24 protein-coding genes are annotated in these 26504 nt (G+C 43.9%); 10 read left to right on the forward strand and 14 right to left on the reverse strand.

Annotation, left to right across the window (positions count from 1 at the left end; translation table 11 throughout):
- Positions 1 to 14: 14 nt before the first annotated feature.
- The 11 genes from ACEN9X_RS12280 to ACEN9X_RS12330 form a co-directional block, all read right to left on the reverse strand.
- A complete protein-coding gene (locus ACEN9X_RS12280) occupies positions 15 to 1265 on the reverse strand; it encodes an NAD(P)/FAD-dependent oxidoreductase (protein ID WP_413670641.1) in 1251 nt (416 codons plus the stop codon).
- A 27-nt stretch (positions 1266 to 1292) separates the two neighbouring features.
- Complete coding sequence (locus ACEN9X_RS12285; protein WP_413670642.1) at positions 1293 to 1832, reverse strand: hypothetical protein; 540 nt, start codon at positions 1830 to 1832, stop codon at positions 1293 to 1295.
- Positions 1829 to 2959 (reverse strand): beta-ketoacyl synthase N-terminal-like domain-containing protein, encoded by a 1131-nt coding sequence (locus ACEN9X_RS12290; RefSeq protein ID WP_413670643.1) that lies wholly within the window; start codon positions 2957 to 2959, stop codon positions 1829 to 1831. Before ACEN9X_RS12290 ends, ACEN9X_RS12285 begins: the two co-directional genes overlap by 4 nt.
- Positions 2960 to 2971: 12 nt before the next feature.
- Positions 2972 to 3397: an acyl-CoA thioesterase gene (locus ACEN9X_RS12295; protein WP_413670644.1), complete on the reverse strand. Its 426-nt coding sequence runs from the start codon at positions 3395 to 3397 to the stop codon at positions 2972 to 2974.
- A 12-nt stretch (positions 3398 to 3409) separates the two neighbouring features.
- A complete protein-coding gene (locus ACEN9X_RS12300; protein WP_413670645.1) occupies positions 3410 to 4054 on the reverse strand; it encodes a hypothetical protein in 645 nt (214 codons plus the stop codon).
- An 8-nt stretch (positions 4055 to 4062) separates the two neighbouring features.
- Complete coding sequence (locus ACEN9X_RS12305) at positions 4063 to 4488, reverse strand: 3-hydroxyacyl-ACP dehydratase (RefSeq protein ID WP_413670646.1); 426 nt, start codon at positions 4486 to 4488, stop codon at positions 4063 to 4065.
- The gene (locus ACEN9X_RS12310; protein ID WP_413670647.1) at positions 4485 to 5363 is read right to left on the reverse strand and encodes a hypothetical protein; all 879 of its coding nucleotides are present in this window, start codon (positions 5361 to 5363) and stop codon (positions 4485 to 4487) included. Before ACEN9X_RS12310 ends, ACEN9X_RS12305 begins: the two co-directional genes overlap by 4 nt.
- Complete coding sequence (locus tag ACEN9X_RS12315; RefSeq protein WP_110584161.1) at positions 5363 to 5620, reverse strand: acyl carrier protein; 258 nt, start codon at positions 5618 to 5620, stop codon at positions 5363 to 5365. The genes ACEN9X_RS12310 and ACEN9X_RS12315 overlap by 1 nt, the downstream gene beginning before the upstream one ends.
- Before the next feature lie 11 nt (positions 5621 to 5631).
- The gene (locus ACEN9X_RS12320; protein ID WP_413670648.1) at positions 5632 to 6852 is read right to left on the reverse strand and encodes a beta-ketoacyl-[acyl-carrier-protein] synthase family protein; all 1221 of its coding nucleotides are present in this window, start codon (positions 6850 to 6852) and stop codon (positions 5632 to 5634) included.
- Positions 6853 to 7298: 446 nt separating this feature from the next.
- Entirely contained in the window at positions 7299 to 8027 is a 729-nt protein-coding gene (fabG, locus tag ACEN9X_RS12325; RefSeq protein ID WP_413670649.1) for a 3-oxoacyl-ACP reductase FabG, read from the reverse strand.
- 32 nt (positions 8028 to 8059) lie between these two features.
- Entirely contained in the window at positions 8060 to 9604 is a 1545-nt protein-coding gene (locus tag ACEN9X_RS12330) for an HAL/PAL/TAL family ammonia-lyase (RefSeq protein ID WP_413670650.1), read from the reverse strand.
- A 208-nt stretch (positions 9605 to 9812) separates the two neighbouring features.
- Between ACEN9X_RS12330 and ACEN9X_RS12335 the strand changes: the two genes are divergently transcribed.
- From ACEN9X_RS12335 to ACEN9X_RS12375, 9 genes are all read left to right on the forward strand, one after another.
- Complete coding sequence (locus ACEN9X_RS12335; protein ID WP_091222647.1) at positions 9813 to 10343, forward strand: hypothetical protein; 531 nt, start codon at positions 9813 to 9815, stop codon at positions 10341 to 10343.
- Between the two features lie 464 nt (positions 10344 to 10807).
- The gene (locus ACEN9X_RS12340) at positions 10808 to 12004 is read left to right on the forward strand and encodes a DUF2062 domain-containing protein (RefSeq protein WP_413670651.1); all 1197 of its coding nucleotides are present in this window, start codon (positions 10808 to 10810) and stop codon (positions 12002 to 12004) included.
- Positions 12005 to 12007: 3 nt separating this feature from the next.
- Positions 12008 to 15862, forward strand: a complete 3855-nt coding sequence (locus ACEN9X_RS12345; protein ID WP_413670652.1) for a 1-acyl-sn-glycerol-3-phosphate acyltransferase — start codon at positions 12008 to 12010, stop codon at positions 15860 to 15862.
- Positions 15863 to 17377, forward strand: coding sequence for a phytoene desaturase family protein (locus ACEN9X_RS12350; RefSeq protein ID WP_413670653.1), 1515 nt, complete (start codon positions 15863 to 15865; stop codon positions 17375 to 17377).
- On the forward strand, positions 17370 to 19052 hold the full coding sequence (locus ACEN9X_RS12355) for a C45 family autoproteolytic acyltransferase/hydolase (RefSeq protein ID WP_413670654.1): 1683 nt from the start codon (positions 17370 to 17372) through the stop codon (positions 19050 to 19052). The genes ACEN9X_RS12350 and ACEN9X_RS12355 overlap by 8 nt, the downstream gene beginning before the upstream one ends.
- The gene (acpS, locus tag ACEN9X_RS12360) at positions 19049 to 19426 is read left to right on the forward strand and encodes a holo-ACP synthase (RefSeq protein WP_413670655.1); all 378 of its coding nucleotides are present in this window, start codon (positions 19049 to 19051) and stop codon (positions 19424 to 19426) included. Before ACEN9X_RS12355 ends, acpS begins: the two co-directional genes overlap by 4 nt.
- Positions 19423 to 20724 (forward strand): phenylacetate--CoA ligase family protein, encoded by a 1302-nt coding sequence (locus ACEN9X_RS12365; protein WP_413670656.1) that lies wholly within the window; start codon positions 19423 to 19425, stop codon positions 20722 to 20724. The genes acpS and ACEN9X_RS12365 overlap by 4 nt, the downstream gene beginning before the upstream one ends.
- Before the next feature lie 24 nt (positions 20725 to 20748).
- Positions 20749 to 21999, forward strand: a complete 1251-nt coding sequence (locus tag ACEN9X_RS12370; protein ID WP_413670657.1) for a cation:proton antiporter — start codon at positions 20749 to 20751, stop codon at positions 21997 to 21999.
- 13 nt (positions 22000 to 22012) lie between these two features.
- The gene (locus ACEN9X_RS12375) at positions 22013 to 22594 is read left to right on the forward strand and encodes an HPP family protein (RefSeq protein ID WP_413670658.1); all 582 of its coding nucleotides are present in this window, start codon (positions 22013 to 22015) and stop codon (positions 22592 to 22594) included.
- A 99-nt stretch (positions 22595 to 22693) separates the two neighbouring features.
- On the opposite strand, the gene ACEN9X_RS12380 is transcribed toward ACEN9X_RS12375, so the two are convergent.
- From ACEN9X_RS12380 to ACEN9X_RS12390, 3 genes are read right to left on the reverse strand one after another with little or no spacing between them, the layout of a single operon-like run.
- Positions 22694 to 23239, reverse strand: coding sequence for a hypothetical protein (locus ACEN9X_RS12380; RefSeq protein WP_413670659.1), 546 nt, complete (start codon positions 23237 to 23239; stop codon positions 22694 to 22696).
- A gap of 28 nt (positions 23240 to 23267) precedes the next feature.
- Positions 23268 to 23969 carry a Crp/Fnr family transcriptional regulator gene (locus tag ACEN9X_RS12385; RefSeq protein ID WP_413670660.1) on the reverse strand — a complete coding sequence of 234 codons (702 nt, stop codon included), beginning with the start codon at positions 23967 to 23969 and terminating at the stop codon, positions 23268 to 23270.
- A gap of 48 nt (positions 23970 to 24017) precedes the next feature.
- A complete protein-coding gene (locus tag ACEN9X_RS12390) occupies positions 24018 to 24251 on the reverse strand; it encodes a hypothetical protein (RefSeq protein WP_091222681.1) in 234 nt (77 codons plus the stop codon).
- Between the two features lie 168 nt (positions 24252 to 24419).
- On the opposite strand from ACEN9X_RS12390, the gene ACEN9X_RS12395 reads away from it, so the two are divergent.
- A complete protein-coding gene (locus ACEN9X_RS12395; protein ID WP_413670661.1) occupies positions 24420 to 26276 on the forward strand; it encodes a chloride channel protein in 1857 nt (618 codons plus the stop codon).
- The last annotated feature ends 228 nt before the right edge of the window (positions 26277 to 26504 follow it).

Here is a 26504-nt window from a genome sequence, read left to right on the forward strand (position 1 = left end):
TAAGCATTCCGCTTTTAGCTCTTATCCGCCGCAACCATATCCCTTAAAGTAATAGTCCTGGCCAGTTTATGTAATGCTGTTTCGTGGTTTTTAACGTAGGGGTTATCCAGGTCCCAAACGTAGCCTGCCAATACCGAGCAGATCTGGCTTTTTACAAGCGGATCCTGGTTATCGGCAAAAAATATGGTATCCAAAACACCCTCATACCATGAGGTAACATATGAGCGGAAGGTGTTTACACCCTGCATCATGTGTTGCATATATTCTTTATCCCAGTCCACGGTTTCGCCGTTCAATTTGCGGATCACCAGTTTGGCAGCAGTTTGGCTCGATACCGTAGCCAGCGTTACGCCCGATGAAAATATAGGGTCAAGGAACTCCGTAACGTTGCCCGTAAGCACAAAGCCATCGCCATAAAACTTATCTGTAGTGGCCGACCATGACTCAAGCACCCTTGGCGCAAAAGCAAACTCGACACCTTCAAAACGTTCAGCAAAATATGGCTGCGACGCGATCAGTCCGCGCAAAATTTCTTCGTCGGTTCCCTCGTATTGTTTAAAAAAATCAGGGTTGCCCACAAAGCCCAAGGAGGTAATGCCATTGGCAAAAGGAATGATCCAGATCCAAACGCCGGGCTGATGCACAACAATGGTTATGCGGTTGGGCTCATCGGCCATAGAGCGTTTTTTATCAACAGTATGTACAAAAAGCGCCTTACGCGGAACTTGTGTTGATGGCCTGTCGAGATTAAACAATTTGGGGATCACCCGGCCGTAGCCACTGCCATCGATGATAAAACGGGCAGCAATTTCGGTTTGCTTACCGTCTTTATCTTCCACTGTAGTTACCGAGTTTTGACCGTTGAAAACGATGTTGGTAACCGTGGTTTCGTAATGTACTGGGACACCCATCTGCTCAACGGTATCGGCCAATGTTTTATCAAAATCGGCACGGGGAACCTGCCAGGTCCAGTTCCAGCCGGGAGTAAACTGATCAGCAAATTGATAGTCGCAGATCTTGCCATCTTTCACAAACTTGGCGCCCGCTTTTTGCTGAAAGCCTTTTTCGCTTACGGCATCCACAAAGCCGGCTTCGGTTAAGGCTTCCATGCAGCGCGGCAACAGGCTTTCGCCAATTACAAAGCGGGGGAAAAGCTGTTTCTCTACAATTTTTACCTTAAAGCCGGCATGGTGTACAATGGATGCGGCTACCGTTCCTGCCGGGCCGGCACCTATTACCAATACATCTACCTGTTCTGTGTTCATGTTATGAAATATCCTGTTGTGGTTTGGTTAAATTGATTTGCGTTTTTTTATTATCTCTACACATTCAAGGCCTATTTTATTGTTAATATCTTTTGGGACAGGAAGGAGCATTGAATCGGGGTACATTTTTTTCAATCTGTCGATCATGCAATCACATAATTTTTCGCCGTAGCCGGGTGCCATGCTTTGAAACACAGTGACGTAACTATCTCGGAAGGTTTTTTCTAATGCAGGACTCCATTTTCTGTAATAGGGAACTAATTTCGTGACATTACCCTCGTTTCTTTCTTTTATGGCGTATTCACCGCCCAGCTTTGCACCTAAATTGTGCAAACTATCTTTTGATACAGAGTTTAACCCGTTGGGTATTTCCTCTTTGAATCGCTTGGTTAAAAATGTAACAAATTTAGCTCGCTTTATCGAATCTGGTATTGTTGGTTTTAACGTGGAATTGAGGTTATTATAAAGCTCTTGCTCATTTTTTTTTGTCCATGCGTTAGGCTTTTGTTTCTGCTCGCATGCCCATATCAATGAACAGAAAACAAATAATATCAGTGTTTTTTTCATTGTTGTGATTTGGTTAAAATAATCGCCGCGTTGCATCCTCCAAAGCCCGATGCTAGTTTGAGACAACTATTTAGCGGTTTTGATATCAATTGGCTGCAGACATTCACCGGGTTTGCATCGCCCTGTTTGCTAAAGCCTTTTGTTGGAATGATCATGTTTTGCTTCAGCGATTGCGCTGAAATAACGGTTTCAATCAATCCGGAAGCGCCTAACGTATGACCGTAAAAGCCTTTGAGACTGTTCAGTGGAACATCCTGCAAACCCGCCAGCGTTACAGCTTTTGCTTCCATTTCGTCGTTATAAACGGTAGCCGTACCATGAGCCGATATAAAGTCGATATCCCCGGCTTGCAATCCGGCGCTTTTTAGTGCTTTATCAATGGCAAAGTAAAGTTCTTCGCCGGTGCGTGATGGCCCTGAGATGTGATTTGCGTCGTTGCTTATAGCACCCGAAGCCAATTCAATAGTTTCTCCGTCAGGTTTTTCTGCCGATAGAATAACAGTAGCTGCACCCTCACCTAAGTTGATGCCGTCGCGGTTGGCATCAAATGGCTTACACAGGCCAGGACTAACAGCCTGGAAAGATTGAAAGCCCGAAAGCACAAATTTTGAAATAACATCAGCCCCAGCAACAACTGCATGATCATACTGGCCGGATTGGATGAGCCGCATCCCGGTGATCATGGCTACCAAGCCGGAAATGCAAGCGTGAGAAACAAGTATAGGCTCGTTTACAAAGCCAAAATGTCGGGCAATTTTTTTGGCTGAAGTATGCAGGGCTATGCGCGCATCTAATTCCTGGCTTGGGTCTTCAGTTTCCAACAGGCTGATATTACCTTTAGTGGTGGAAATGATCAGAACAGTTTTTTTGTCGGATATTTTTTTATCGACTCCATACAAGGTTTCGGTCAACGAAGCAATGACGAGATGTTCGAATTTTGTCCAGCACTTATCAGTTTGAAAATATCCCTTTTCAAATAACGATGCGAAAAAACGCTCGTCAGACAGGGCTTTGTCATTGTGTTGCCTCACGCCCGTAACGTTGTTAACCAGGTGCTCAAAGTTTTGCGCAGTTGTAGCGCCCAGGGGCGAGGTAATATTATCAGCAACAAGGTAAACCTTCTTCATAACGGCGTTCTGTTATATCAAACCTTGTTGTTGTTTCCAATCCAGAAAAAAATCCGGGTTGGTAAGTTGGAGTTCAAAATTATCACGGCGTACAAACACCTGTACTGTTGAGCCTTTAACAATGAGCTCGCCGGTTTGGGCATTAAGCAGCCGGTACGTAAAATTGATCTTGGCCGATTCGGTAGGGGTGTAGGTGGTTTCGATGATCACCTTATCCTCATATCTTAAAAAACGTTTATAATCACAGTTTACATTAACTATCGGAACAACATAGCCCGCGTTATACACGTCCATATAACCCAGGCCATATTGCTTGCCAAATGCCTCACGGCCATCCTCAAAATAACGGATGTAGTTGCCATGCCAAACCACGCCCAGCATATCTACATCGCTGAATTTAACTTCAATTTCAATAGTATTTATTAGCGACTGCTGCAAAACGCTGTTGGCTTAATATTTTTTGAAAAGATCGAAATCCGAACCAAAATCTTTCAGGATCACGTACCATGGGTGGGCCCAGTAGTTTTTAAATCCAAAACCGAAACTTTTGCCGGTACGGAAAACGGTATATAATACAGTTTTATCGTTCATGTTAACGAAAGTTACCCAGGCTCCGGCTTCTTTACGGCCTTTGTCCATCCCTTCAACAATCAGCAACATGCCGATGCCTTTGTTACCCATGAAATCGTAGTTTTTAACCAGTGCGTCAATATCTTTTTCAGTGAGCACCTTAAAATCGTTAGGGTTAGTATCGAAGAAATTTTTGGTAAGCGCGTTGTTTACTTTTTCGGTAACATTCATGGCAAAATGAACGCTATCGCGGTGAACTGCTTTGGCCGGGTTGTATTTTTTAGGTTCAATGATAAAGAAATTAGCCCAGGCCGGAATGTATTTGCCAACAAATTCGGCATTAATTACCTCGCCTCTGTAAGCAGCTTCCGAACCAATGAATTTCATTTGCGAAAAATCCATACCTAACCAGGTTATCGGTGTTTTTTTGTCGAATACTTCTGCCTTGGTTTGGGCTGTTGCCGGTTTTAAACAAGCGGCTAATAAAAGTATCAGTAAACTCAGTTTAATTGTGGTTTTTTTCATGGTTGATATTATTGTTGGGGTTGAATAAATATTTTCATTTCGCATTGGGCCAACGTATTGCCCATGCAGGTAACTCTTCCTTTGATGATGGTAACATCGAAAACCTGGTTTTCCATTTTTACTTCGGTTTCAATAGTGTCGCCAACTTTTGGCAAGGCAAATACTTTCAGGTTTTTTACGGCGCCGATAAAACCGGGCAGTACAGGTTTACCCAACTGATGGGCAGCATATCCGGCACCCGCCGCGGCTGTTTGAGCAATGTTCTCCACCAGTCCGGCCTCGCTTAGCTCGCCATCGCTTACCAAAACATTACCGGCTTGTATCAACAATGTAGTTAACGTGGTACCATCAGATGAAGATACCAGTGTGTCAATCATTACAAACGGCGCGCGCTGGGGTATTAATGCTAAAACATCCTGTGTAGGTAAGGTCATTGCCAAAAATTATAATAGTTGTACCACTGCTCGGGATACGTTTTTACCTTGTTTTCAAAGCTGCTAATAAAATCGCTGATCACCTGCTCCATGCCTATGCCCCTGCCTTGATCCGAATAATCTTTTACCGGGCTGGCAAAAAAATGATAGTGCAGCGCACTTTCTTTCAGGGCGTAAACAAATGTTACCGGCACTTTAAATTTTTCGGCCATTACGAATGGCCCTGCCGGGAATTTCGCATCCTCACCTAAAAACTTCCTTGTTATGGTTTTATTGCCCTCGATATACCTGTCGGCATGCATACAAACCAGCTCATTGTTCTGGAAAGCTGCGTTGATTTGAAAGATATGCGACAGGTCATTTTTAATGACAATGATATTTATTTTCCGCTCGCCGGTTACCGAATCCATGTATTTTTTGATCTGCTTGTCCTCGCCATCAAACATCACAATATTGATGCGGGTGTTGATATGATCAAGCAGTTCGCCTGCTATTTCCCAGCTGCCTATGTGCGAGCTCAGCAATAAGCCGCCTTTGTTCATGGCTGCAATCTGCCTCAGGTTATCTATCCCATCAAAATTAAAGGTGAATTTGTTGGGAATGCCCGACATGATCACAACCTTATCAATAATACTTTGCCCAAACAGGTAGTAATTGCGGTACAGCTTAACTATTGATTTTATCTTACCGAAGCCAAGTCGCTTATGGAAATAGTAATATGTGCCTTTTGATGTTTGCCACGAAAACAGGAAATAGTAAAGCGCCACAAACCTCAGCATAAAATAGGCCGGCCTTACACCGGCTGTTTTTAATACGCTAACAAAAATGCGATAGCCAAGGGTAGTGCCTTTTGATTTTCCCTGCCAGGCGGGCATTAGGCAAGCTCCTTAGGTTGTACGCGCGATAGTACGTAGTCGTAAAAATCCTGGAAGGTAACAATACCCGTAAAATCCTCTGGCTTTACTTTGAACCCAAAGTTGCTTTCAATCACTACAACAAGGTCAATATAATCAAGGCTATCCAGATCAAGGGTTTCTTTCAGATTTGCTGTGGGCACCATTTTATCTGCATCAACCTCAAATTCTTCGGCAAGGAAGCTGTTGATTCTTTCAATGATCTCTTCAATTTGCATAACGGCTTAGTTTAAATATATTTTTTAATAATCAGGGACGAATTGGTGCCGCCAAACCCAAACGAGTTTGACAGAAATGTATCTATATTTTTCCCGACGGTTTCGGTAGCGATGTTAAGCTTCGCCGAATCTTCATCGGGGTTTTCAAAATTAATGTTTGGTGCCACGAACGAGTTTTGCATCATCAGCATTGAATAAACGATCTCGCTTGCGCCTGCCATCCAGCATTCATGGCCGGTCATGGATTTTGTTGAGCTTACCAGAGGCTTATAATTGCCAAAAACCTCGTCAATAGCTTTAGCCTCGCTGGCATCACCGGCAGGGGTAGAGGTAGCGTGGGCGTTGATATAATCAATTTCGGATGCTTGTATCCCCGCATCTTTAAGCGCCATATTAAGTGAACGCACCGGGCCTTCAACCGTAGGGTTTGAGATATGCCCTCCGTTTGAAGAAAAGCCGTAACCAACAACCTCGCCCAAAATAGTCGCGCCTCTTTTCAGCGCCGAATCCAAACTTTCCAGGATCACGGTAGCTGCACCGCCGCTTGGCACCAATCCATCACGGTCACGATCAAAGGGGCGGGAGGCTTTAGCCGGATCCGCTTCGTGTACCGAAAATGCAGAAAGCGCATCGAAACTGCCCATCGAATAATGGCTTAGTTCCTGTGCGCCGCCGCAAATGATGCAATCCTGCATACCGCTTTTAATCAGGTGATAACCCATGCCTATCGAATGCGAACCACTGGCGCATGCCGCGCTGATGGTGAAGTTAACACCACGAAGCTTAAATATGGTAGCCAGGTTCATGGTAACGGTAGAGTTCATGGTTTGAAAAACCGCCCCTGAGCCAATGAGCATAGTGTCTTTTTTTTCGCGGATGATATCAGTGGTTTCGATAACAGCTTTGGCGGTGCTATCGTTGCCGTATAGGATACCCACGTCGGTCTTGGCGATGTAGTCAGCATCGATACCTGCTTGTTGCAATGCCTCTACTGTTGCTATGTAAGCGTATTCGCCTTGCTCGGGCAGCATAATGCGAGCCCGGCGATCAAGCGTACCTTTAAGGTTGGGCTTTTCAACCGTGCCTGTTAAGCCCGAACGGTAACCAAAATCTTTACGGATAGCATCATATACAATGCCCGACCTGCCGGTGTAAAGGGACTCCTTAACTTCATCAAGATTTTTCCCAATACACGAATAGATCCCCATCCCTGTTATCACAACCCTATTCATATTTGAGCAAAAACTGATAGTACATAGTCAACAAAATATGATAAAAATACAAAAAAATAGAACTTAATCTGTTTTTGTATGTATAGCGCTTGTTTAATATTTCAAATTTCGGCCTTTAAAATACCTGTATCTTAATAGCTTATAATTAAGTTAATATTAAGAGTTAATTACCTTGTGTTTGTTACCTGCAAATAAAATTCGCCGCCGCTCGGCTCCAGCCGAGTGGTAATTATTTCCAGGCCTCCGGCCTTCTTATCTTCTTGCGCACGTTTCAACGTGTGCTTAATATGTTTTAGCGATTGTATCGCCTGTATCGCGTTTTAAACGCTATCCCAGTTTAAGCGCTCGTTGCAAACGAGCGCAAGGTTTGGAATTTCTTTTTTCTTCGGAGGCCAGAGGCCGCTTGATAGTTGTCACTCGGCTGGAGCCGAGCGGCGGCGATTGGGTTAGGAATACAGGCCCCCATTTATCGAAAGCACCTCTGCTGTAATATAAGCCGCTTCCGGAGAGGCCAGAAAGCCTACAGCATGGGCAACTTCTTCCGGAGTGCCGAACCTTTTTAGAGGTACCATCGCTTTCAATTCCTTCTCATCAAGACCGGCAGTCATGTCTGTTGCTATGAATCCCGGAGCCACAGCATTTACTGTAATTCCCCTGCGACCAACCTCCTGGGCTAAAGCCTTGGTAGCACCAATAACCCCGGCTTTGGCCGCCGAGTAATTTACCTGCCCCGGCAAGCCTTTCAATCCCGAAAGCGAAACCACGTTAACAATGCGGCCGTATTTTTTCACCAGCATACTGTTAAGCACCAAACGGGTAACGTAAAAGAACCCGCTCAAGCTGGTGTTCAGCACGCCATCCCATTGTTGGTCGGTCATCCACATCATCAGGCCATCGTCTTTAACGCCGGCATTGTTTATCAAAACTTCAATGTACTTTTCGGCATTGGTTTCTATCCAGTTACCTAATTTTTGCTGGATATCATTTTTATCGGCTACATTAAATTGCAACAGTTCACCGTCGCCTCCGTTGGTTTTGATCTGAGCGAGGGTGTTCTCTGCTTCGTCGATATTGCCTTTGTAATTAATAAGTACATAATAACCCATATCGGCCATTTTGTAGCAAATGGCCCTGCCAATTCCTCTTGAGCCGCCGGTTACTAATGCACATTTCATATGATATTTTTGGTATTAAAAGGTTTAACAATTCAGGAAATAAGTTCGGCCGTTTCAAAATAGGCTTTCACTTGCTGCAGGTCCTGGTACTTGGGTTTATCGTCAATAAATGTAGGGAATATCGCCCTTAAGTCGGCATAAACTTTGTTGGTTGGGGTAGATAACTTGTTTGCACAATCAAGATAATCGACCGCCTGCAGCAGGGTCATGGCCTGGATAGCCAGCACCTCAAAGCTGTTATCGATCACTTTTTTGGTTAACAATGCCGCGTTGCAGCCCATGCTTACAATGTCTTGATTATCATTATTGTTCGGGATGCTGTGTACGTACATCGGGTACGAAAGGGTTTGATTTTCAGCAACTGTCGAGGTAGCTGTAAACTGCATTCCCTGCATCCCGAAGTTAAAACCAAGCACTCCCAGGTTTAAAAACGGCGGAAATTTTTGGTTCAGCTTATCATTCAGCAGATAATTCAGTTGCCTTTCGGATAGCATGGATAACCGGGTAACAGCTATCTTCAGTTTATCCATCTCCAGTGAAACATAATCGCCGTGAAAATTGCCACCGTGAAAGATGTTATGATTTTCGTGATCGATAACCGGGTTGTCGTTTACCGAGTTAAGCTCGTCTACAACTACATGCTCGGCCCGGGCGATGGTATCATACACCGGACCTAAGATCTGCGTAACACAGCGGAGCGAATAATATTCCTGCACCTTATCCTCAAATACTTCCTGATCGATGTTTTCGGGATTGTATAAATGCTCGGAGCGGCTGCGGGTCATTTGACTATCCTTCAGGATTTCTCTTAGCTGTGCTGCAACAGCATTTTGCCCTGTATGGTGTTTTACCTTATTCAGCTCGTGCGAGTAATGATCATCAAAAGCACCTACCACCTCGTTGATCATGGCAGATAGCATCACTGACCAGCCCAATAGCTTTTTAGCGCGGATGATATTCAGCAAACCAATCCCTGTCATAGCCGAGGTACCATTGATGATGGCCAGGCCTTCACGGATCTGGATTTGCAGTGGCTTGATGTTCAGCTGTTCAAAAACTGAAGCTGTTGATTGTACTTCGTTATTATAAATTACTTCGCCTTCGCCAATGAGTACAAGCGCCAGATGGGCTAATTGTACCAGATCACCGCTGGCGCCTACGCCGCCGTGTTCAAATATGCAGGGATAAACGTTTTTGTTAATAAGTTCGGCAAGGAGGTTTACCAGTTCGGGATGTACACCAGAGTGCGCCTGCATAAAGCTGTTGAGCCGGGCAAGCATTAAGGCTTTTACCAGTTGGGGCTGCATCAAATTACCGCCACCTGAGGCATGGCTGCGGATGAGGTTGTACTGTAATTGCAACCGGTTTTCATCGCTCACCTTATATTGCGCCATCGGGCCGAAGCCGGTATTGATACCATAAATTAACTTATTGGATGAAAAACTGCCAAGAAAATTAAAGCTGGCTTCTACCTTTTCGAGCGCCTGTTCATCAGGAACAACGGTAGTGTTTTTAAAAATTACCTGGTAAAAATCATCCAGCGTAAGGGTTTTTCCCCCAACCGGTAGTATGGGCACAGTAGTTTTATTTAATAAGGTTTCCACAAATCAGGGCGAAAATAAGGTAAATGTTCGGATTTGAAAATAACACAGCCGCTGCTCGCCTCCGGACGAGCGGCAATTATTAAACGGCCTCCGGCCGGCGGGTATTGTGAAGCCTATTAAAAGCTATTTGTTATTTATAATTGAAAAAAATAATAGTTTTGATAACACCGCTTATTACTTAATGAAAGCAGCTAAAACTCCCAAACCATTTATTCGATACGAAACCCTCAAAGCTTGGGAGGTTGTTATTGTTGTGATTTATGCGCTGATAACGGTAGTCATTGCGATGTCTCGATTGGTTTTAAATTTATCATTTAGAAGAGACGCAATCATTTTTTATGCTGCAGTGCCTCAGTTGTGTTTCTTGTTTTTTCTTTATGTGTCACTGAGAAACTTTAGATTTTACCTGATTTGGTTATGTTTCGGAGTTATGCATTTTATACTTTTTTTATGTTTTAAAGGCCCGTCTGAATTTCAAATGATTGGAAATCCATCAGGATTACTTGCCAATACGCTTCCATTATTATTTCTTTTTCAAGCGTTAAGATATTATAGTGTTAATATACTACACCGGGAGTTTGTTTCTCCCGCCAAAGGCGAGGATGGCGATTTGATTGAAAACAAAAAGCCAACAGGGACTGACTATTTAATTTCTGTAATTTATTTCGGAACATGGTTTGCGCTTACTATGTTATCGGCAAGTCATAGTTAAATAAATTGCGTATATGCATATTGGGTGTGCTTCTGTATGGCTGCCACGCTATCAATCTTGATGAAGTAATACTTTACATCCACATAAAAATTTAACGTTTAATTTAACCCGAAACAATAACTTTGTAAAGCATTAAACGTAAACCCACCCCTTGGCGCAAGTCTTGTGTGCAGGATGGTGCGGGCGGACTTGTGAATCGGCAAGCCCAAGTTACCCCATGCTCGTTTGCCATCCCGCAAAACTTGAGCTAAGGAAGCGTACCCGCCGTGTATAGCACGCGATTGCCACGTCGCGTCCGGCACGCTAAGCCGGTTGGCTCCTCGCAATGACATGATTTATAACTTCCACACAAAAATTTAACGTTTAATTTAACCTGAAACAATAACTTTGTAAAGCATTAAACGTAAACCCATAAACCCCATTGATAAAAACCTGGACTGAAGCCGGTACGTGCGATTGATTATATGACGGATAACTTACAAATGATACAGGCAAAGTTTAAACAATTACAGGTATGCGTTATTATACCCACTTATAATAACGAGGGCACGCTGGCTGCTATTATTACAGATGTTTTAGCTTATACCGACCAGGTTATTGTGGTAAACGACGGCTCAACCGACAGCACACAGGCTATTATTCAATCATTCCCGCAAATAAAATCAGTAAGCTACACACAAAATGTGGGCAAAGGCTGGGCCTTACGCAAAGCTTTTGATTATGCTATCGAACAGGAGTACCAATACGCCATCAGCATCGATTCGGACGGTCAGCATTTTGCAACAGACCTGCCTGCTTTTATTGAAAAGTTGGAACAGGAACCGGATTCACTGATCATTGGTTCGCGTAATATGGAGCAATCATCTGTGCCGGGCAAAAGCAGTTTTGGGCACAAATTTTCTAATTTTTGGTTTTGGGTGGAAACAGGTATTAAATGTCCGGATACACAATCGGGCTACCGCTTGTATCCCATTCATCTGCTCAAAAACACTAAATACGTTACCCGTAAATACGAGTTTGAAATAGAGGTGATCGTTCGTGCGGCATGGAAAGGTATTAAGATTGATTGGGTACCGGTTACGGTTTATTATGCCCCGAAAGAAACCCGGGTATCGCATTTTCGCCCTTTTCAGGATTTTTCGCGCATCAGTGTGCTTAACACCATATTGGTGATTATAACTTTCGCCTACATCAAGCCCCGCGATTTTTTCAGGACGCTTTTTGATAAAAAAAAAGCGAAGCAGATGCTCAAAAACCTGTTCTTTAACCCTGAACACTCGCCACAGCTTAAAGCTAAATCTGTAGCCTTTGGTGTTTTTATGGGGATTGTGCCCATTTGGGGTTTCCAGTTGCTGGTGGCTATTTCGCTGGCATTCTTGTTTAGGCTCAATAAGGCCATAGTGGTTACGGCGGCGCATATCAGCGTAGCGCCCATGATCCCGGTGATCATTTTTTTGAGTTACAAAACCGGCAGCCTCTGGATGGGCGGCAAGGATGTGGATATTCCCCTGGATAAAATTTCACTCAAATCCATTGGCGAGCATTTGGAACAATATCTTTACGGCAGCATTTCGCTGGCAATTTTTGCAGGTATTATAGCAGGATTGCTCACTTTTGCGTTATTGAAGCTGTTTAAGCGGAGGCCTGTCCCCGCGCTGTAATTCATGGAAAAAATCCTGGTAGGCATCTATAATTATTTCAATGCCCGCAAGCCACTGTTTTATACCGTGTTTGCGTTAAGCTTTGTGCTTATAGGTTTTTTTGCTTCGCGGATAAGGTTTGAGGAGGATATCTCCAAGGTACTTCCCAAAGATAAGAAGATCGAAAAACTTAACTACATTTTCCAGAACTCCAAATTTGTGGATAAGCTGGTGGTGATGGTATCGCTCAAAGATTCCACGCAGCAGCAGCCCGATAGCCTGATAGCTTTTGCCGATAATTTTACCGAAACAGTTCAGCAAAAATTACCTGGATATATTAGTAAGATCAATGCGAAGATTGATGACGGCCTGGTGTTGGAACTGTTTGGCACTATTAATAAAAGCCTGCCCATTTACCTGAACGAGCGTGATTACCTGAATATCGATACACTTATCCGCCCGGATCAGGTAAAAGAAACCCTTGCCCGCAATTTGCGCACGCTAACCTCGCCCGCCGGGCTTGCGCTGAAAAGCATGATCAGCAGTGACCCGGTTGGCATCTCATACCTCGGTCTCAAAAAATTACAACAGCTGCAATACGACGAAAATTTTGAACTGTACGATAGCTATGTGATGACCAAAGATCATAAGAACCTGCTGTTGTTTATCACGCCAAAATATTCGCCCAATAACACCGGCGAGAACGCTGTAATGCTTAAAGGCATTGATCAGGTTATTGATAGTCTGCAGGCTAAAAATTTCAAGATCATCAATTGCAGTTACTTTGGTACCACAGCGGTATCAGTTGGCAACGCCCTGCAATTGCGCCGGGATTCGATGTTTACGCAGGGGATTACGGTAGTGTTCCTGATTGTTTTCCTGGGATTTTATTTCAGGAAAAAGCGAGCGCCGGTTGTGATCCTGGTGCCGGTTTTGTTTGGTGCATTGTTTTCGTTGGCCGTAGTTTATTTTGTGAAAGGCAGCATTTCTGTTATTGCCCTGGGCACAGGCTCGGTGGTACTGGGCATCGCGGTTAATTATTCGCTGCATGTGTTTAATCATTACCGCCATACCCGTAGTATTGAACAGGTGATCCGCGATCTGGCTATGCCGCTTACCGTGGGGAGTTTTACAACCATTGGTGGTTTCCTTTGCCTGGAGTTTGTGAAGTCGGAAATGTTGAAAGACCTTGGTCTGTTTGCTGCCTTTAGTTTAATCGGCGCTTCGTTTTGCTCTCTGGTGTTCCTGCCGCATTTTATTGCCTCTAAAAAAGAACAGGATCAGCATACAGCCCAGCTATCGTGGATTGATAAATTATCAGCCTATAACCCTGAGTATAATAAATTCATTATTTCGGCTATTGTTATTCTCACTGTGGTATTTAGCTATACCGCCCGGAACGTGAGTTTTGAAACGGATATGAACCGCATGAATTTCATGACCGACAAGCTCAAAGCATCCGAAGCTAAACTGAACGCAATTAACAAATATGCGCTTCAATCGGTTTATTTTCTTGCCGAAGGCAAAACGCTTGATGATGCGCTTCGGACTAACGAAAAATTATCGGCTCAGATTGACTCGCTAAAGGGAAAAAATATCGTTAAAAAATACTCGGGAGTATCATCGCTCATCATTTCCGACTCGCTGCAAAAAGCCCGCATAGCCCGGTGGAATAACTACTGGACACCTGCAAAAAAACAGCAGTTGATGGCTGTTTTGCTTAAAGAAGGCGAAGCCCAGGGCTTCAAGCCCTCTGCGTTTGATCATTTTCAGGAGCTCATCAACAAAAACTTTAAACCGGTTGGGCAGGATGAAATGGCAGGCATCCGTAAAAGTTTGCTGGACGATTACATTACCGAGCGACCGGGCCGGGCGGGTGTTATTACACTGGTAAAAATAGCCCAGGGGGATAAAGCCAAATTGTATAGCCTTTTCGAAAATTCGGCAAATGTTACCGTTGTTGATAAGCAATACCTAACTAATCGTTTTGTAGGTATCATCAATAATGATTTTACGAGTATCGCGGTGATGTCGTCGCTATTAGTATTTTCGGTATTGCTGCTTACTTACGGGCGTATCGAACTTACGTTGGTTTCTTTTATCCCGATGTTTATTTCCTGGATCTGGATTTTGGGGTTGATGGGTTTGCTTGGTATCCAGTTCAATATCGTAAACATCATTATATCAGCCCTGATATTTGGTTTGGGCGATGACTATAGCCTGTTTATTATGGATGGGCTGCTGCAGGAATATAAAACCGGCAAGAAAAACCTGTCGTCGTACAAATCATCTATATTCTTGTCGGCCATTACCACGGTGGTAGGTTTGGGTGTGCTGATATTTGCTAAACACCCGGCATTGCGTTCCATCGCCTTGATCTCCATTATCGGGATAGTTTGCGTGGTGGTAATGGCCCAAATCCTGATCCCGTTTTTATTTAACCTGCTGATCAGGAACAGGGTGCGAAAGAAGCAATTCCCGTGGACGTTGAGTGGCTTTGTGATCTCGGTATTTGCTTTTACATATTTTGTGAGCGGTTGCCTGCTCTCAAGCCTGATCGGTTTGGTTTTGATCAAGCTTAACCCGTTTAAGGGTGAGCGGAGTAAATATGTTTACCATGCTATCCTGTCTAAGTTTTGTTGGTCGATGATGTACATTATGCCCAACCTGCGTAAGCGTGTGGTGGATAAAGATAAGTTTGAAAAACCAGCCGTGGTGATCAGTAACCACCAATCGTTTTTGGATATCCTGGTGCTGATCATGCAGCATCCAAAGCTCATTTTGTTTACCAATCACTGGGTATGGAACTCGCCGGTATTCGGGGCTGTGGTGCGCATGGCCGGGTACTTCCCGGTGGCCGAGGGTGTGGAGCAGAATATTGATGAACTGGCCGAAAAAGTAAAGCAGGGTTATTCGATGGTCATCTTCCCTGAAGGTAGCCGATCTCCCGACGGTAAAATGAAACGCTTTCATAAAGGAGCATTCTTTTTGACAGAGCAATTAGGGATGGATATTGTGCCGATTATGCTGCACGGCACAGGCTATAACATGACCAAAGGCGATTTTCTGCTAAAAAATGGTACAGTAACTATAAAATATCTGCCTCGGATTACGCCCAACGATGCAGCATTTGGTACAGGCTATGCCGAACGCACCAAAAACATCAGCCGGTATTTTAAAGAAGAATACCAAAAGCTAAGTGTCGAAATTGAGCAGCCTGCTTACTTTAAAGAGCAGCTGTTTTATAACTACCTGTACAAAGGCCCGGTACTGGAATGGTACATGCGCATTAAGCTGCGGCTCGAAAAAAATTACCAGGTATTTCACGATCTGCTGCCCAAACAAGGTAAAATGCTTGATTTGGGTTGTGGCTATGGCTTTATGCCTTACATGCTGCATTTTGCAGCGCCGGGGCGTGAGTTTACCGGGGTTGATTATGATGAGGAAAAGATAGAAGTAGCCAACAATTGCTTCAGTAAAACGGCTGAGATCAATTTTGTTTATGCCGATGCGCTTGCCTTTGAAATGCAGCAATATGATGCCATCATCATAGCCGATATGCTGCACTATTTGCAACCTGAAGAGCAAAAGCAGTTGATAGAGAAATGTATCGCTAATTTAAACCCTGCTGGTATACTCATTATCCGCGACGGCGATGCCGATCTGCAGCAAAGGCAAAAAGGTACAGCTTTAACCGAGCTTTTCTCCACCCGTTTGCTGGGCTTTAATAAAACGGGCAAAAAAGGCCTGTCGTTCATTTCGGGTAAAGTACTCCGGGAATTGGCCGCCGAGCAGGGTATGTCATGTACTCAAATTGATGATAGCCGGTATACCTCAAATATTATTTTTGTGATCAGAAAAGAAGGGAAGCAGGACTAAATGGACGATAAGTTTGATGTATTGATCATTGGCAGCGGTATGGGCGGTTTGGTTTGCGCCGATATGCTTGGTCGCGAAGGTTACCGGGTTTGTGTTGTTGAAAAGAACAAGCAGCTTGGCGGTTCGCTGCAAACCTACGTGCGCGATAGGGTGATCTTTGATTCGGGGGTACATTATTTGGGCGGGCTCGACAAAGGGCAGAATTTATACCAAATTTTTAAATACATCGATATTATTGATAACCTGAAACTTGAAAAGCAAAGTCCGGACGCCTTTGATAAGATCATGATCGATAACGACCCGGTGGAGTATCCGCAGGCGCAGGGCTATGAAAATTTCATCAAACAATTACTGGTTTATTTTCCGGATGAAGAGCCTGCCTTGCGTGCTTATTGCGACAAGCTGAAAGAGGTTTGCGATAAATTCCCGTTGTATAATTTGCGCTCGTCGGATGATTTTTATGAAAAGGCCGATGTGCTGGAGGTGGATACCGAAGCCTTCCTGGCATCTATCACCAGTAATAAAAAATTGCAGCAGGTACTAGCCGGCAATAACTCATTATACGCAGGGCAAGCCGATAAAACACCGTTGTATGTGCATGCGCTGATCCTCAATAGTTATATTGAAAGCTCATGGAAATGTGTTGACGGCGGTTCGCAGATTGCCAAACTGATAGCCCGCAATATCCGCGAAAGGGGAGGCGTTATCATCCGTAATAAAGCCGTGAAAAAACTGGTGGAGCAGGATGGAAAAATATCATACGTTGAACTGCAACATGGCGAAAAGCTGTATGCCGGTCATTTTATATCCAACATTCACCCGGTAAAAACGCTGGAAATGACGGATTCATCCATGATAAAAAACGTATACCGCAACAGGTTGAAAAGCCTGGAAAACTCGGTGTCGTCATTCACCATCAATATTGTATTTAAAAAAGATTCTTTTAAATATTTCAGCCATAACGTTTACAGTTTTAAAGACGGGCAGGTATGGCACATGGCCGACTACACGCAGGAAAACTGGCCGCTGGGCTATGCCGTGTTCATGACACCCTCGTCAAAAAATAAAGAATATGCCGATGGTATGACCATACTGGCCTATATGCGTTATGAAGAGGTGAAGCCCTGGGAGAATACTTTCAATACCGTATCTGATGAAGCTTATCGCGGAGAAACGTATGAGCAATTTAAAAAGCGTAAAGCCGAAGTTTTACTGGATGACGTGGAACTGAAATTTCCGGGTTTAAGGGACAAAATCTACTCATACTATACCGCTACGCCACTCTCATACCGCGATTATATTGGTAATGATGATGGCTCGCTTTACGGCATAGCCAAAGATTATAAACATCCGCTTAAAACCTTTATTTCGCCGCGCACCAAATTACCCAACTTGTACTTTACCGGGCAAAACCTTAATTTACATGGCATCTTAGGTGCTGCTATGAGCGGGATAGTAACCTGTTGCGCCTTGCTGGGCAATGATGAACTGATAGATAAAATAAGAAATGCGTAACAGGAAATTTAGCTGGAAAAAGTTCGGGAAGAGATTACTGTACACTGGTCTTGTTTTTGTAGGGTTGCTGCTGATTGGCTTTATTTACCTGTATTGCGTAGCTATTGATTATCCCCCCAAACCTGCCGATCTGACCAGTTTGCAATTGCAGCGCAAAGAGCTTTCACCGGGTTTTTATACCATCAATAATAACTGGTTCAGAAAAAGCAAGAGTGGTTTATTTGAGATGTATGTGGAGGGTAAGCCTTTTGAACGTGGGGTGATTAACGGTAAGCTGAGCAAAGAACTGGTGGTAAACCAGGAGGTTTATTTTACAGATCAGATCAACAAGATCATTCCTTCAAAATCCTACCTGTCCTTCCTTAAATATTTTATAGCCTGGTTTAACCGCGATCTGGCGAAAAACGTAAGTGAAGAATATAAAGAGGAGATCTACGGTATCTCTAAATCAGCTTCGGATAAATACCAGTTTATAGGCTCCAATTATCAGCGGATCCTGAATTACCATGCCGCGCACGATATCGGTCATGCTTTACAGAGCATGGCGTTGGTTGGCTGTACTTCGTTCGGTACCTGGAATGACCGTTCGGCCGACGGTACCATGATTGTTGGCCGCAACTTTGATTTTTATGTGGGCGATAATTTTGCGCACGACAAAATAGTGGCGTTCTTTAATCCGTCTGAAGGGCATAAATTTATGACTATAACCTGGGGTGGATTTGTAGGCGCGGTATCGGGCATGAATGAAAAAGGCCTGAGCGTTACCATCAACGCCGATAAAACCAATATCCCATCGGGCTCGGCTACTCCGGTATCTTTAGTGGCCCGCGAGATTTTGCAATACGCCCAAAACATTAACGAGGCCATCGCGATAGCTAAAAAGCGCAAAATGTTTGTGTCGGAGTCATTCCTGGTAGCCTCAGCCGAGGATAATAAAGCCGTAGTGATCGAAAAAACACCTGATACGCTGGATGTATATGATCCGCATCAAAACTATATTATATGCGCCAATCATTTTCAAAGCAAGGGGTTGGCACACTCTAAAGAAAACCTGGTGCAACTGAGCAACAGCGCATCGCCGTATCGATATCAGCGCTTAATGGAACTGCTGAATGCCGAAAGAAAAAACACTGTTCAAAAAACGGTGGATATACTCCGTAACCGCCAGGGCTTGCATGGCGAAGATATTGGTATGGGGAATGAAAAAACGCTGAACCAATTAATCGCCCATCACTCGGTAGTGTTTGAGCCTCAAAAGCTGCTGGTTTGGGTATCAACTTCGCCATGGCAGTTGGGGCAATTTGTGGCTTACGATTTGAAAAAGATCTTTGCCATGAAAGGCATGCAAACTGATCATGAAATTATAGATAGCACGCTAACTATTAAACCCGATACGTTTTTGAATACAAAGGCTTATCATGATTTTATAACTTTCCGCACACTGAAACAAAAAGCTTTTGATGGGGGCGAGATCAATCCGGATAGCGTAGTAGCAAGCAATCCGCAGTTTTACCATGCTTACGTAATAGCCGGAGATTACTCGTTTAAACACCGCGATTATAAAAAAGCCCTCGGTTACTACAAAACTGCTTTAACTAAAGTGATTGCCACTGTAAATGAGGAAAATTATATTAAAAAACAGGTTGAAAAATGTACTAAAAAGCTAAGTCCATGACAGTTTACGGGGTAGGTATTGATATGATAGAAGTAGAGCGCGTGCAAAGCAGCATCGCCAAAGAGCAAGGCTTCCGCGAGCTCGTTTTTTCGGCAAATGAGATTACTTATTGCGAAAGTAAAGCCAACAAGTATCAGCACTATGCCGCCCGTTTTGCCGCCAAGGAAGCTTTTTTTAAGGCGCTGGGTACCGGTTGGCTAAAGGATACCGCCTTTAACGAAATTGAAGTCACTAATGATGAAAGCGGCAAACCTATTTTGGAGCCCATTGGCGAAAGCGCCGTAGTGATCAACCGCAACGGCCCGCTGAAAATTTCTGTATCATTAACCCATTTAAAAACAATGGCATCTGCCGTGGTAATTATTGAAAAGTGATAGTATCTCCGCCTAAATCATTAGCATACCAACCCAGACGCGAGGTTGTTAACATACAGGAACAAAAATTGCAGGAGTTACTGACCTATCTCAGCCGCAATTCGCCGTTTTATAAAGACCTTTTTGCTAAACATCATATCGATATTAGCCAAATCAGAACGCTTGATGGCCTGCGGTTGATCCCAACCACCACCAAAGAAGACCTTCAAAAACGTAATGACGATTTTTTATGTGTGGATAGGGGCAGGGTCATTGAATATAGTTCAACCTCGGGTACCTTAGGCAGCCCGGTAACCATAGCCCTTACTGAGGGTGATCTGGAACGATTGGCATTCAACGAATATAATTCTTTTACCTGTGCCGATGGTTCGCCTGCCGATTTGTACCAACTGATGCTTACGCTCGACAGGCAGTTTATGGCGGGAATGGCTTATTATTCGGGCATTCGCAAGATAGGGGCGGGTATTATCAGGCTGGGACCGGGTGTGCCGTCGCTACAGTGGGAAACCATTTTAAGGCTGAAACCTACGGCCATTGTAGCGGTGCCATCGTTCATTTTAAAGCTGATCCACTTTGCGCAGGAGCATAATATTGATATCAATGCCTCATCGGTTAAAAAAGCGGTTTGTATTGGCGAAAATATCCGCAATACCGATTTCAGCCTGAATATCCTCGGCCAAAAAATAACCGAAGCCTGGAATATCAAGTTGTATTCCACCTATGCCTCTACCGAAATGCAAACCGCTTTTACCGAGTGCGGCGAGGGCAGGGGCGGGCATCACCAACCCGAATTATTGATAGTAGAAGTATTGGATGAGCATAACAACCCCGTTGCTCCAGGCGAATCGGGCGAGGTGACCATTACTACGCTTGGTGTTGAAGGGATGCCGCTGCTGAGGTATAAGACCGGAGATATCTGTCATTATTTTGATGAGCCCTGCGCTTGCGGACGCACCAGTATCCGGCTGTCATCCATAGTAGGGCGTAAAAAACAGATGATCAAATTTAAAGGCACTACCCTATACCCACCAGCATTGTTCGATTTGCTGAATGGAATGGAGGAGATCAAAGATTTTGTAGCCGAAGTGTACTCGAACGAAATTGGCATGGATGAAGTGCTGCTGCACCTGCTGCCTGTGAGCTATACCGATGAATGCGACCGGAAGATCCGCGCCAATTTACAGGCCCGGCTGAGGGTGAGCCCGCATATCACCTACCTTAAAGCCGATGAAATGCAGAAATTACAATTCCCTGAAGCTGTACGTAAGCCGGTTAAATTTATCGACAGGAGAAAGTAAATGATTATGTGCTAAATTTGCGGCATGCATAATGCCGATATCCTGGGCCGGTTAACGCAGCAGCTCGAACTGCCGTTTAGTAACCCGGTACTTATCTTCTCGCTGATATTGCTGATCATTTTGCTTGCCCCCATCATTATGGGTAAGTTTAAAATTCCCGGTATAGTGGGTTTCATTATGGCGGGGATAGCCGTGGGGCCGCATGGATTAAACCTGCTTCGTAAAAGCTCGGCGGTTGAACTGTTCTCTACCATCGGCCTGCTGTATATCATGTTCATAGCCGGTATCGAACTTGACCTAAATGAGTTTAAGCAAAAAAAGCACAAGAGCCTGGTGTTTGGCCTTTTTACTTTCTGCATCCCAATCCTGATAGGTTTTCCGGTTTGTTATTATGTATTGGGTTATTCGTTAATAACCTCGGCCCTTACAGCCAGTATGTTCGCTACACATACGCTGGTGGCTTATCCCATTGTAAGCAAATACGGTATAGCTAAAAATGAGGCTGTAGCCATAAGCGTAGGCGGCACCATACTCACCGACACCGCGGTGTTAATATTGCTGCCTGTAATTATGGGTGCTAAGGATGGCGGACTTGGTTTCAGTTTTTGGCTGCAACTGATGATATCGCTTTCCTTATTTGCGTTCATTATGTTTGCGCTGATACCTCCCTTGGCAGGCTGGTTTTTTAACCGCTATCGCGATAGCAAAACGCTGCCCTATGTGTTTGTGCTTTTTATCGTGTTCCTGTCGGCTTTTCTTTCACAGCTGGCCGGGGTTGAGCCAATCATTGGTGCCTTTGTGGCCGGGCTGGCCCTGAATAAATCGGTGCAGCAATCGCAGGTATTAATGGCACGGATCGAGTTTGTAGGCAACGCTATTTTTATACCATTCTTTTTGATCAGCGTAGGCATGCTGGTTGACCTGCGTGTACTTGGCCGAGGTCCGCAGGCTGCCATAGTAGCAGTTAGCCTTACACTTGGCGCTTTGCTTGGTAAATGGCTGGCGGCGCTATCTACCCAAAAAATATTTAAATATTCGTCAACGCAGCGTACACTGATATTCGGATTAAGCAGTGCGCACGCCGCGGCAACGCTGGCAATTATTTTGGTTGGTTATAAGGCACAAATTATTGACGACAATATCCTGAACGGTACCATCATTCTGATATTGGTTACCTGTGTAGTGGCTTCATTGGCTACCGAACGGGCAGGTAAGAAAATAGTTAAGCAGGATGATGAACAAGGAGTTTTAACAGAGGAACAAACTATCGGCTAATGCCGGTTATGATATGAGAAGACGGTTACACAGGCACATTCGCACGGCAAAATACATAGTTTATAAAGAAACCCTTGTTGATTTCAGAGAGCATTTCTGGACTTTCATTAGCTCCTTTGCCGGTATAGCACTTATTGGGTTACTAAACAGCAAATACTTTACGGCCACGGATAATCTTTTTCTGATTGGCTCATTCGGAGCATCTTCGGTATTGATATATGGTGTTATTAACAGTCCGCTGGCACAGCCACGTAACCTGATCGGCGGCCATGTGCTGTGTGCACTGGTTGGTGTTACTATTCATAAACTGGTTCCTCATGAAATATGGTTGGCGGCGGCACTGTCGGTATCTATATCGATAGTATTGATGCAGATTACCAAAACCCTGCACCCGCCGGGTGGCGCTACAGCATTGATAGCCAATATAGGCTCTGAAAAGATCAAGGCGCTGGGGTATATGTATGTATTTAGCCCGGTATTTTCAGGTGCGATGATCCTGTTGCTGGTGGCGCTGCTGTTTAATAACATGACTAAGCACAGGCATTATCCCAATAATAAAAAATGGCTGCAGGTTTGGAGAAGATATCAGCGGTAGGTGTTGCTGTTTTGTTTATTTACTGTCGCCTCTCGCTATTGTTTGTGATATCATCAGCATTGGCAGAGCCGATATTTGCCTGCTAACGCCCTGATTTCCTTATGGCGCTGTAAGGTTTGGGAATATCTTAATTACAATTGAAAAGAAAACCAAAATGACGATTATATAGGTGATTAACCTATCTGTACGTTTTGTCTTTAGCTGAAAAGCAGTTAAAAAAGAGATAATGGAATTAAATATTGTCATGGCGATAACTGCTACAAGAAAAGAATGTAGCCTGTTTTCGTCAAAAGTTAGCTGCCTGATCGCCTGATACACCGATTCTATTATAAACCAAACTCCGATGCTGTAAAATATAAGTCTGGAAATCGTTAGGTCCGGGTTTATATGCAAGACCTCTTTTTCGAAAAAAATGATGGTTGTTATATGTATGAAAGTGAAAATTAGTCCCCTGATTTTAATAGGGGTATAAGGGATAAACTCAGGGACAAAGCTAGTTTCATTTATGATATAAAATGCAAGCAACAGCCAAACGAGTGTTATTGCGAAGTATTTGAAGGCGGTTTTGGTAATAAGGTTCATTACTATCAAAGATACTAAAAATGGAAGGGTTCCTTTGACAATAGTAAATTCTGCTTTCGCCATTGTTGTCTCCAACAACGGTTCCGTAGTTTTATCCCGCCTGCTGTTCCTCTTCAGTAAATTTCAACAACACGGCTTCATTTTTTATGCGGATGCTTTTGCCGGATATTTCGATGATCTGCTCGTCGATAAAATCATTTATGGTGCGGAACAGTGATTCATAGGCTGCCCCGGTAAATGAGGCCAGGTCCTGCCGGGTAAGTTCAATATTTATAAAACCTTCTTCGTTAAGTCCGAATTTGTTTCTGAGCGAAATGAAAGCCTGCGCTACACGGCCTTTAACCGGCATGTGGGCCAGGTTGCGCATGCGTTTTTCTGACTCCTGCAGTTCGTTGGCAAAGAAGCGCATTAGTTTAATAACAAAGTTATTGTTAACCTGCAGGGTGCTTTCAAAAAATGGCATTTCGATATAACAAATTATACCCGCCTCGATAGCCGTGGCCGAAACCGGGTAAAACTCGGTACTGCCTAAACCAAGGTGACCAACAATATCCCCCTCACGGGCAAAACGGAGGATAAGCTCTTTTTCCTTATCCCACTTTTTATGAACTTTTACGGTGCCCGAATAAACAAAGTAAATGCCGGTAACGGGATCGCCTTCCTTAAAGATCTGCTGCCCTTTTTTTACAACGATATTTTTCCTGGCGGCGCTGATGGCCGGGATCCAGTCGGGCAAACAGTGAGTGCATAAAAAGCAGGTCCCCAAATCGCATTTATCTTTGTTTTTCGCCATTTATTGATTTGTATTTAAGCGGGTACTTTTATAAAACGTGCTAATTTATTAAAAGCGGCGGCCTTTTGGCTGCTCCCAGGTAGCCATGTTGAAAATAACTCCGAGGCTTAACAGTACTGCACCTCCAAAAACAGGCCATGGAAATGACCGGATGCCATTAATGTTAATGCTCCAGGGGTGAGAGTCGAACGGGTTAACTGTATTCAGGTTCCTGAACAATAATAATCCGGCAATGATGCTTACGGCACCTAAAACAGAAAGGATGATACTGGTGATTTTCATGACTATTGTTTGTGCAATGATTTTTATTAAAAATTAAGCAAATGTTGAATAAAAATATTGCATGTGCAATATAAAATTGAAAATAAAATTTATTTATGCTGCTTTAAGTATTACCTTTGCAATAAAAATAGTACAGTCCCCTAAAAATGGAGCGGGACTAATCAAAACATGGAAACAAAACAGAACGCCATCCCGGTTTCGCCCTCCTTAAATGATCTTTACAATTTTAAATCCGGCTTAAAAGGTACCCGGCAAATGAAAACAAGGCTGATCTTTATATCGGCAGTTTGTATCCTCATTGCATGCCTCATCAGCGTAATTGCCAAAGGACTTATCTATCTTATAAACATCGTTACCAATATTTCATTTTACGGAACGCTGGATGCCAGCTTCCATAGCCCGGCCAACAACCATTTGGGTTTATGGGTTATTGTGATACCGGCAATAGGCGGTATTATGGTGGGCTTTATGGCTTTGTATGGTTCAAAGGCTATCAGGGGGCATGGCATACCCGAGGCTATGGAGCAGATACTGGTAAATAAGAGCAAAATAAAGCCGATTATAACATTTTTGAAGCCGGTATCATCAGCAATAGCCATAGGTACCGGTGGCCCTTTTGGTGCCGAAGGGCCAATTATTGCAACCGGCGGCGCACTTGGTTCAACTTTTGGACAGTTATTCAAAATATCGCCCAATGAACGTAAAATCATTTTGGCGGCAGGAGCAACGGCCGGTATGTCGGCCATATTTGGTACACCTATAGCCGCAGTGTTTTTGGCTATTGAATTGCTGCTGTTCGAGTTTTCGCCAAAGGCAATATTACCTGTGGCGTTGGCTTGTATTACAGGAGCGGCGGGGCACCATTTATTGTTTGAATCCGGCCCGGTATTCCCAATGCCTGATGTAGACACACCCTCAAATACTGCACTGGCTGTTTACAGTATTATTGGTTTAGCCATCGGATTTATATCATTGGGACTAACCAAAATTGTTTATCTGATTGAAGATTATTTTGAAAAGCTGCCTATCCACTGGATGTGGTGGCCTGCAATTGGCGGTTTAGCCGTAGGCCTTATAGGTTATTTTGCTCCGCATACCCTTGGGGTAGGGTATGATAATATCATTACTATCCTATCGGGTACATTGTCGGTGATGTTAATTGTGCGTTTGTGTTTTTTCAAATTCCTTTCGTGGGCTATTGCGCTGGGCAGCGGCACATCTGGTGGTACGCTGGCTCCTTTGTTAACCATTGGCGGTGCGGCCGGTGCGGCTTTTGGTGCGTTAATACAGTTAACATTTCCTGATGCCGGTGTAAGTGTTCCGATAGCTGCACTTATTGGTATGGCGGCCATGTTTGCCGGCGCTTCAAGGGCTTATTTAACCAGCATCACCTTTGCCCTGGAAGCCACCATGCAGTCGCATGCCTTGCTGCCCCTGCTTGGTGCCTGTACAGCATCATACCTGGTATCATTTTTCCTGATGGAGAATACCATCATGACCGAAAAGATTGCCCGTCGTGGCGTGTACACACCGGATTCGTACGAGCCTGATCTGTTGCAGGTATTAACTGTGGCTGATGTTAACAATGAAGTAGGTATAACATTAAACAGCAAGAGCACTATAGCCGAAACAAGAGCCCTGCTTGGTGGAAATGGCACTATTCAAAACTTTTTTATTGTTACTAATAATGATGGCTCATACGCGGGTATGGTTAACAGGGCTGATATTTATAATCACAGTACATCTGCAGAGCTCGCTATTGGTAATATCACCCGGGCAAGTAAACAAGCTGTAAAGGGCAATGATCCGTTGAAACGTGTGATGGAGATCATGGCCGAAGAGTCGGTAGAAGTGTTGCCTGTTATCGACGCCGGAAATGCCATCGGCGGAAAGATCTCCTATAAAGAGATCTTAAATACCTATTACCGGCATGTTGAGGAAAACAGGCAGGTGAACACCCAAATCTCGCTTAAGCGGCGCAGGCTTAAAATGGCTGTACGCAATGGCAATAAGGCTAAATTTTAAGAAAGTAATACGTAATTAGGTATAAACCCCGTGTAATGCTGCATGGGGTTTTTGTTTTCGGAAACCTGCGTTAATGAAAATAAATATTCGGAAGTTGGATTATTGTTTATTTATTGTATAGCTTTGGTTTATAAACCATTGCGACTTGCTTAGCGTCGTTTACCGTTCCCCATCTATCAAATTTCACCTGTTTGATTTAACGTTGCTGTTGAAAGTAATATTTAACTA

This window comes from Mucilaginibacter sp. Mucisp86 (assembly GCF_047324315.1).
Taxonomy (GTDB): Bacteria; Bacteroidota; Bacteroidia; order Sphingobacteriales; family Sphingobacteriaceae; genus Mucilaginibacter.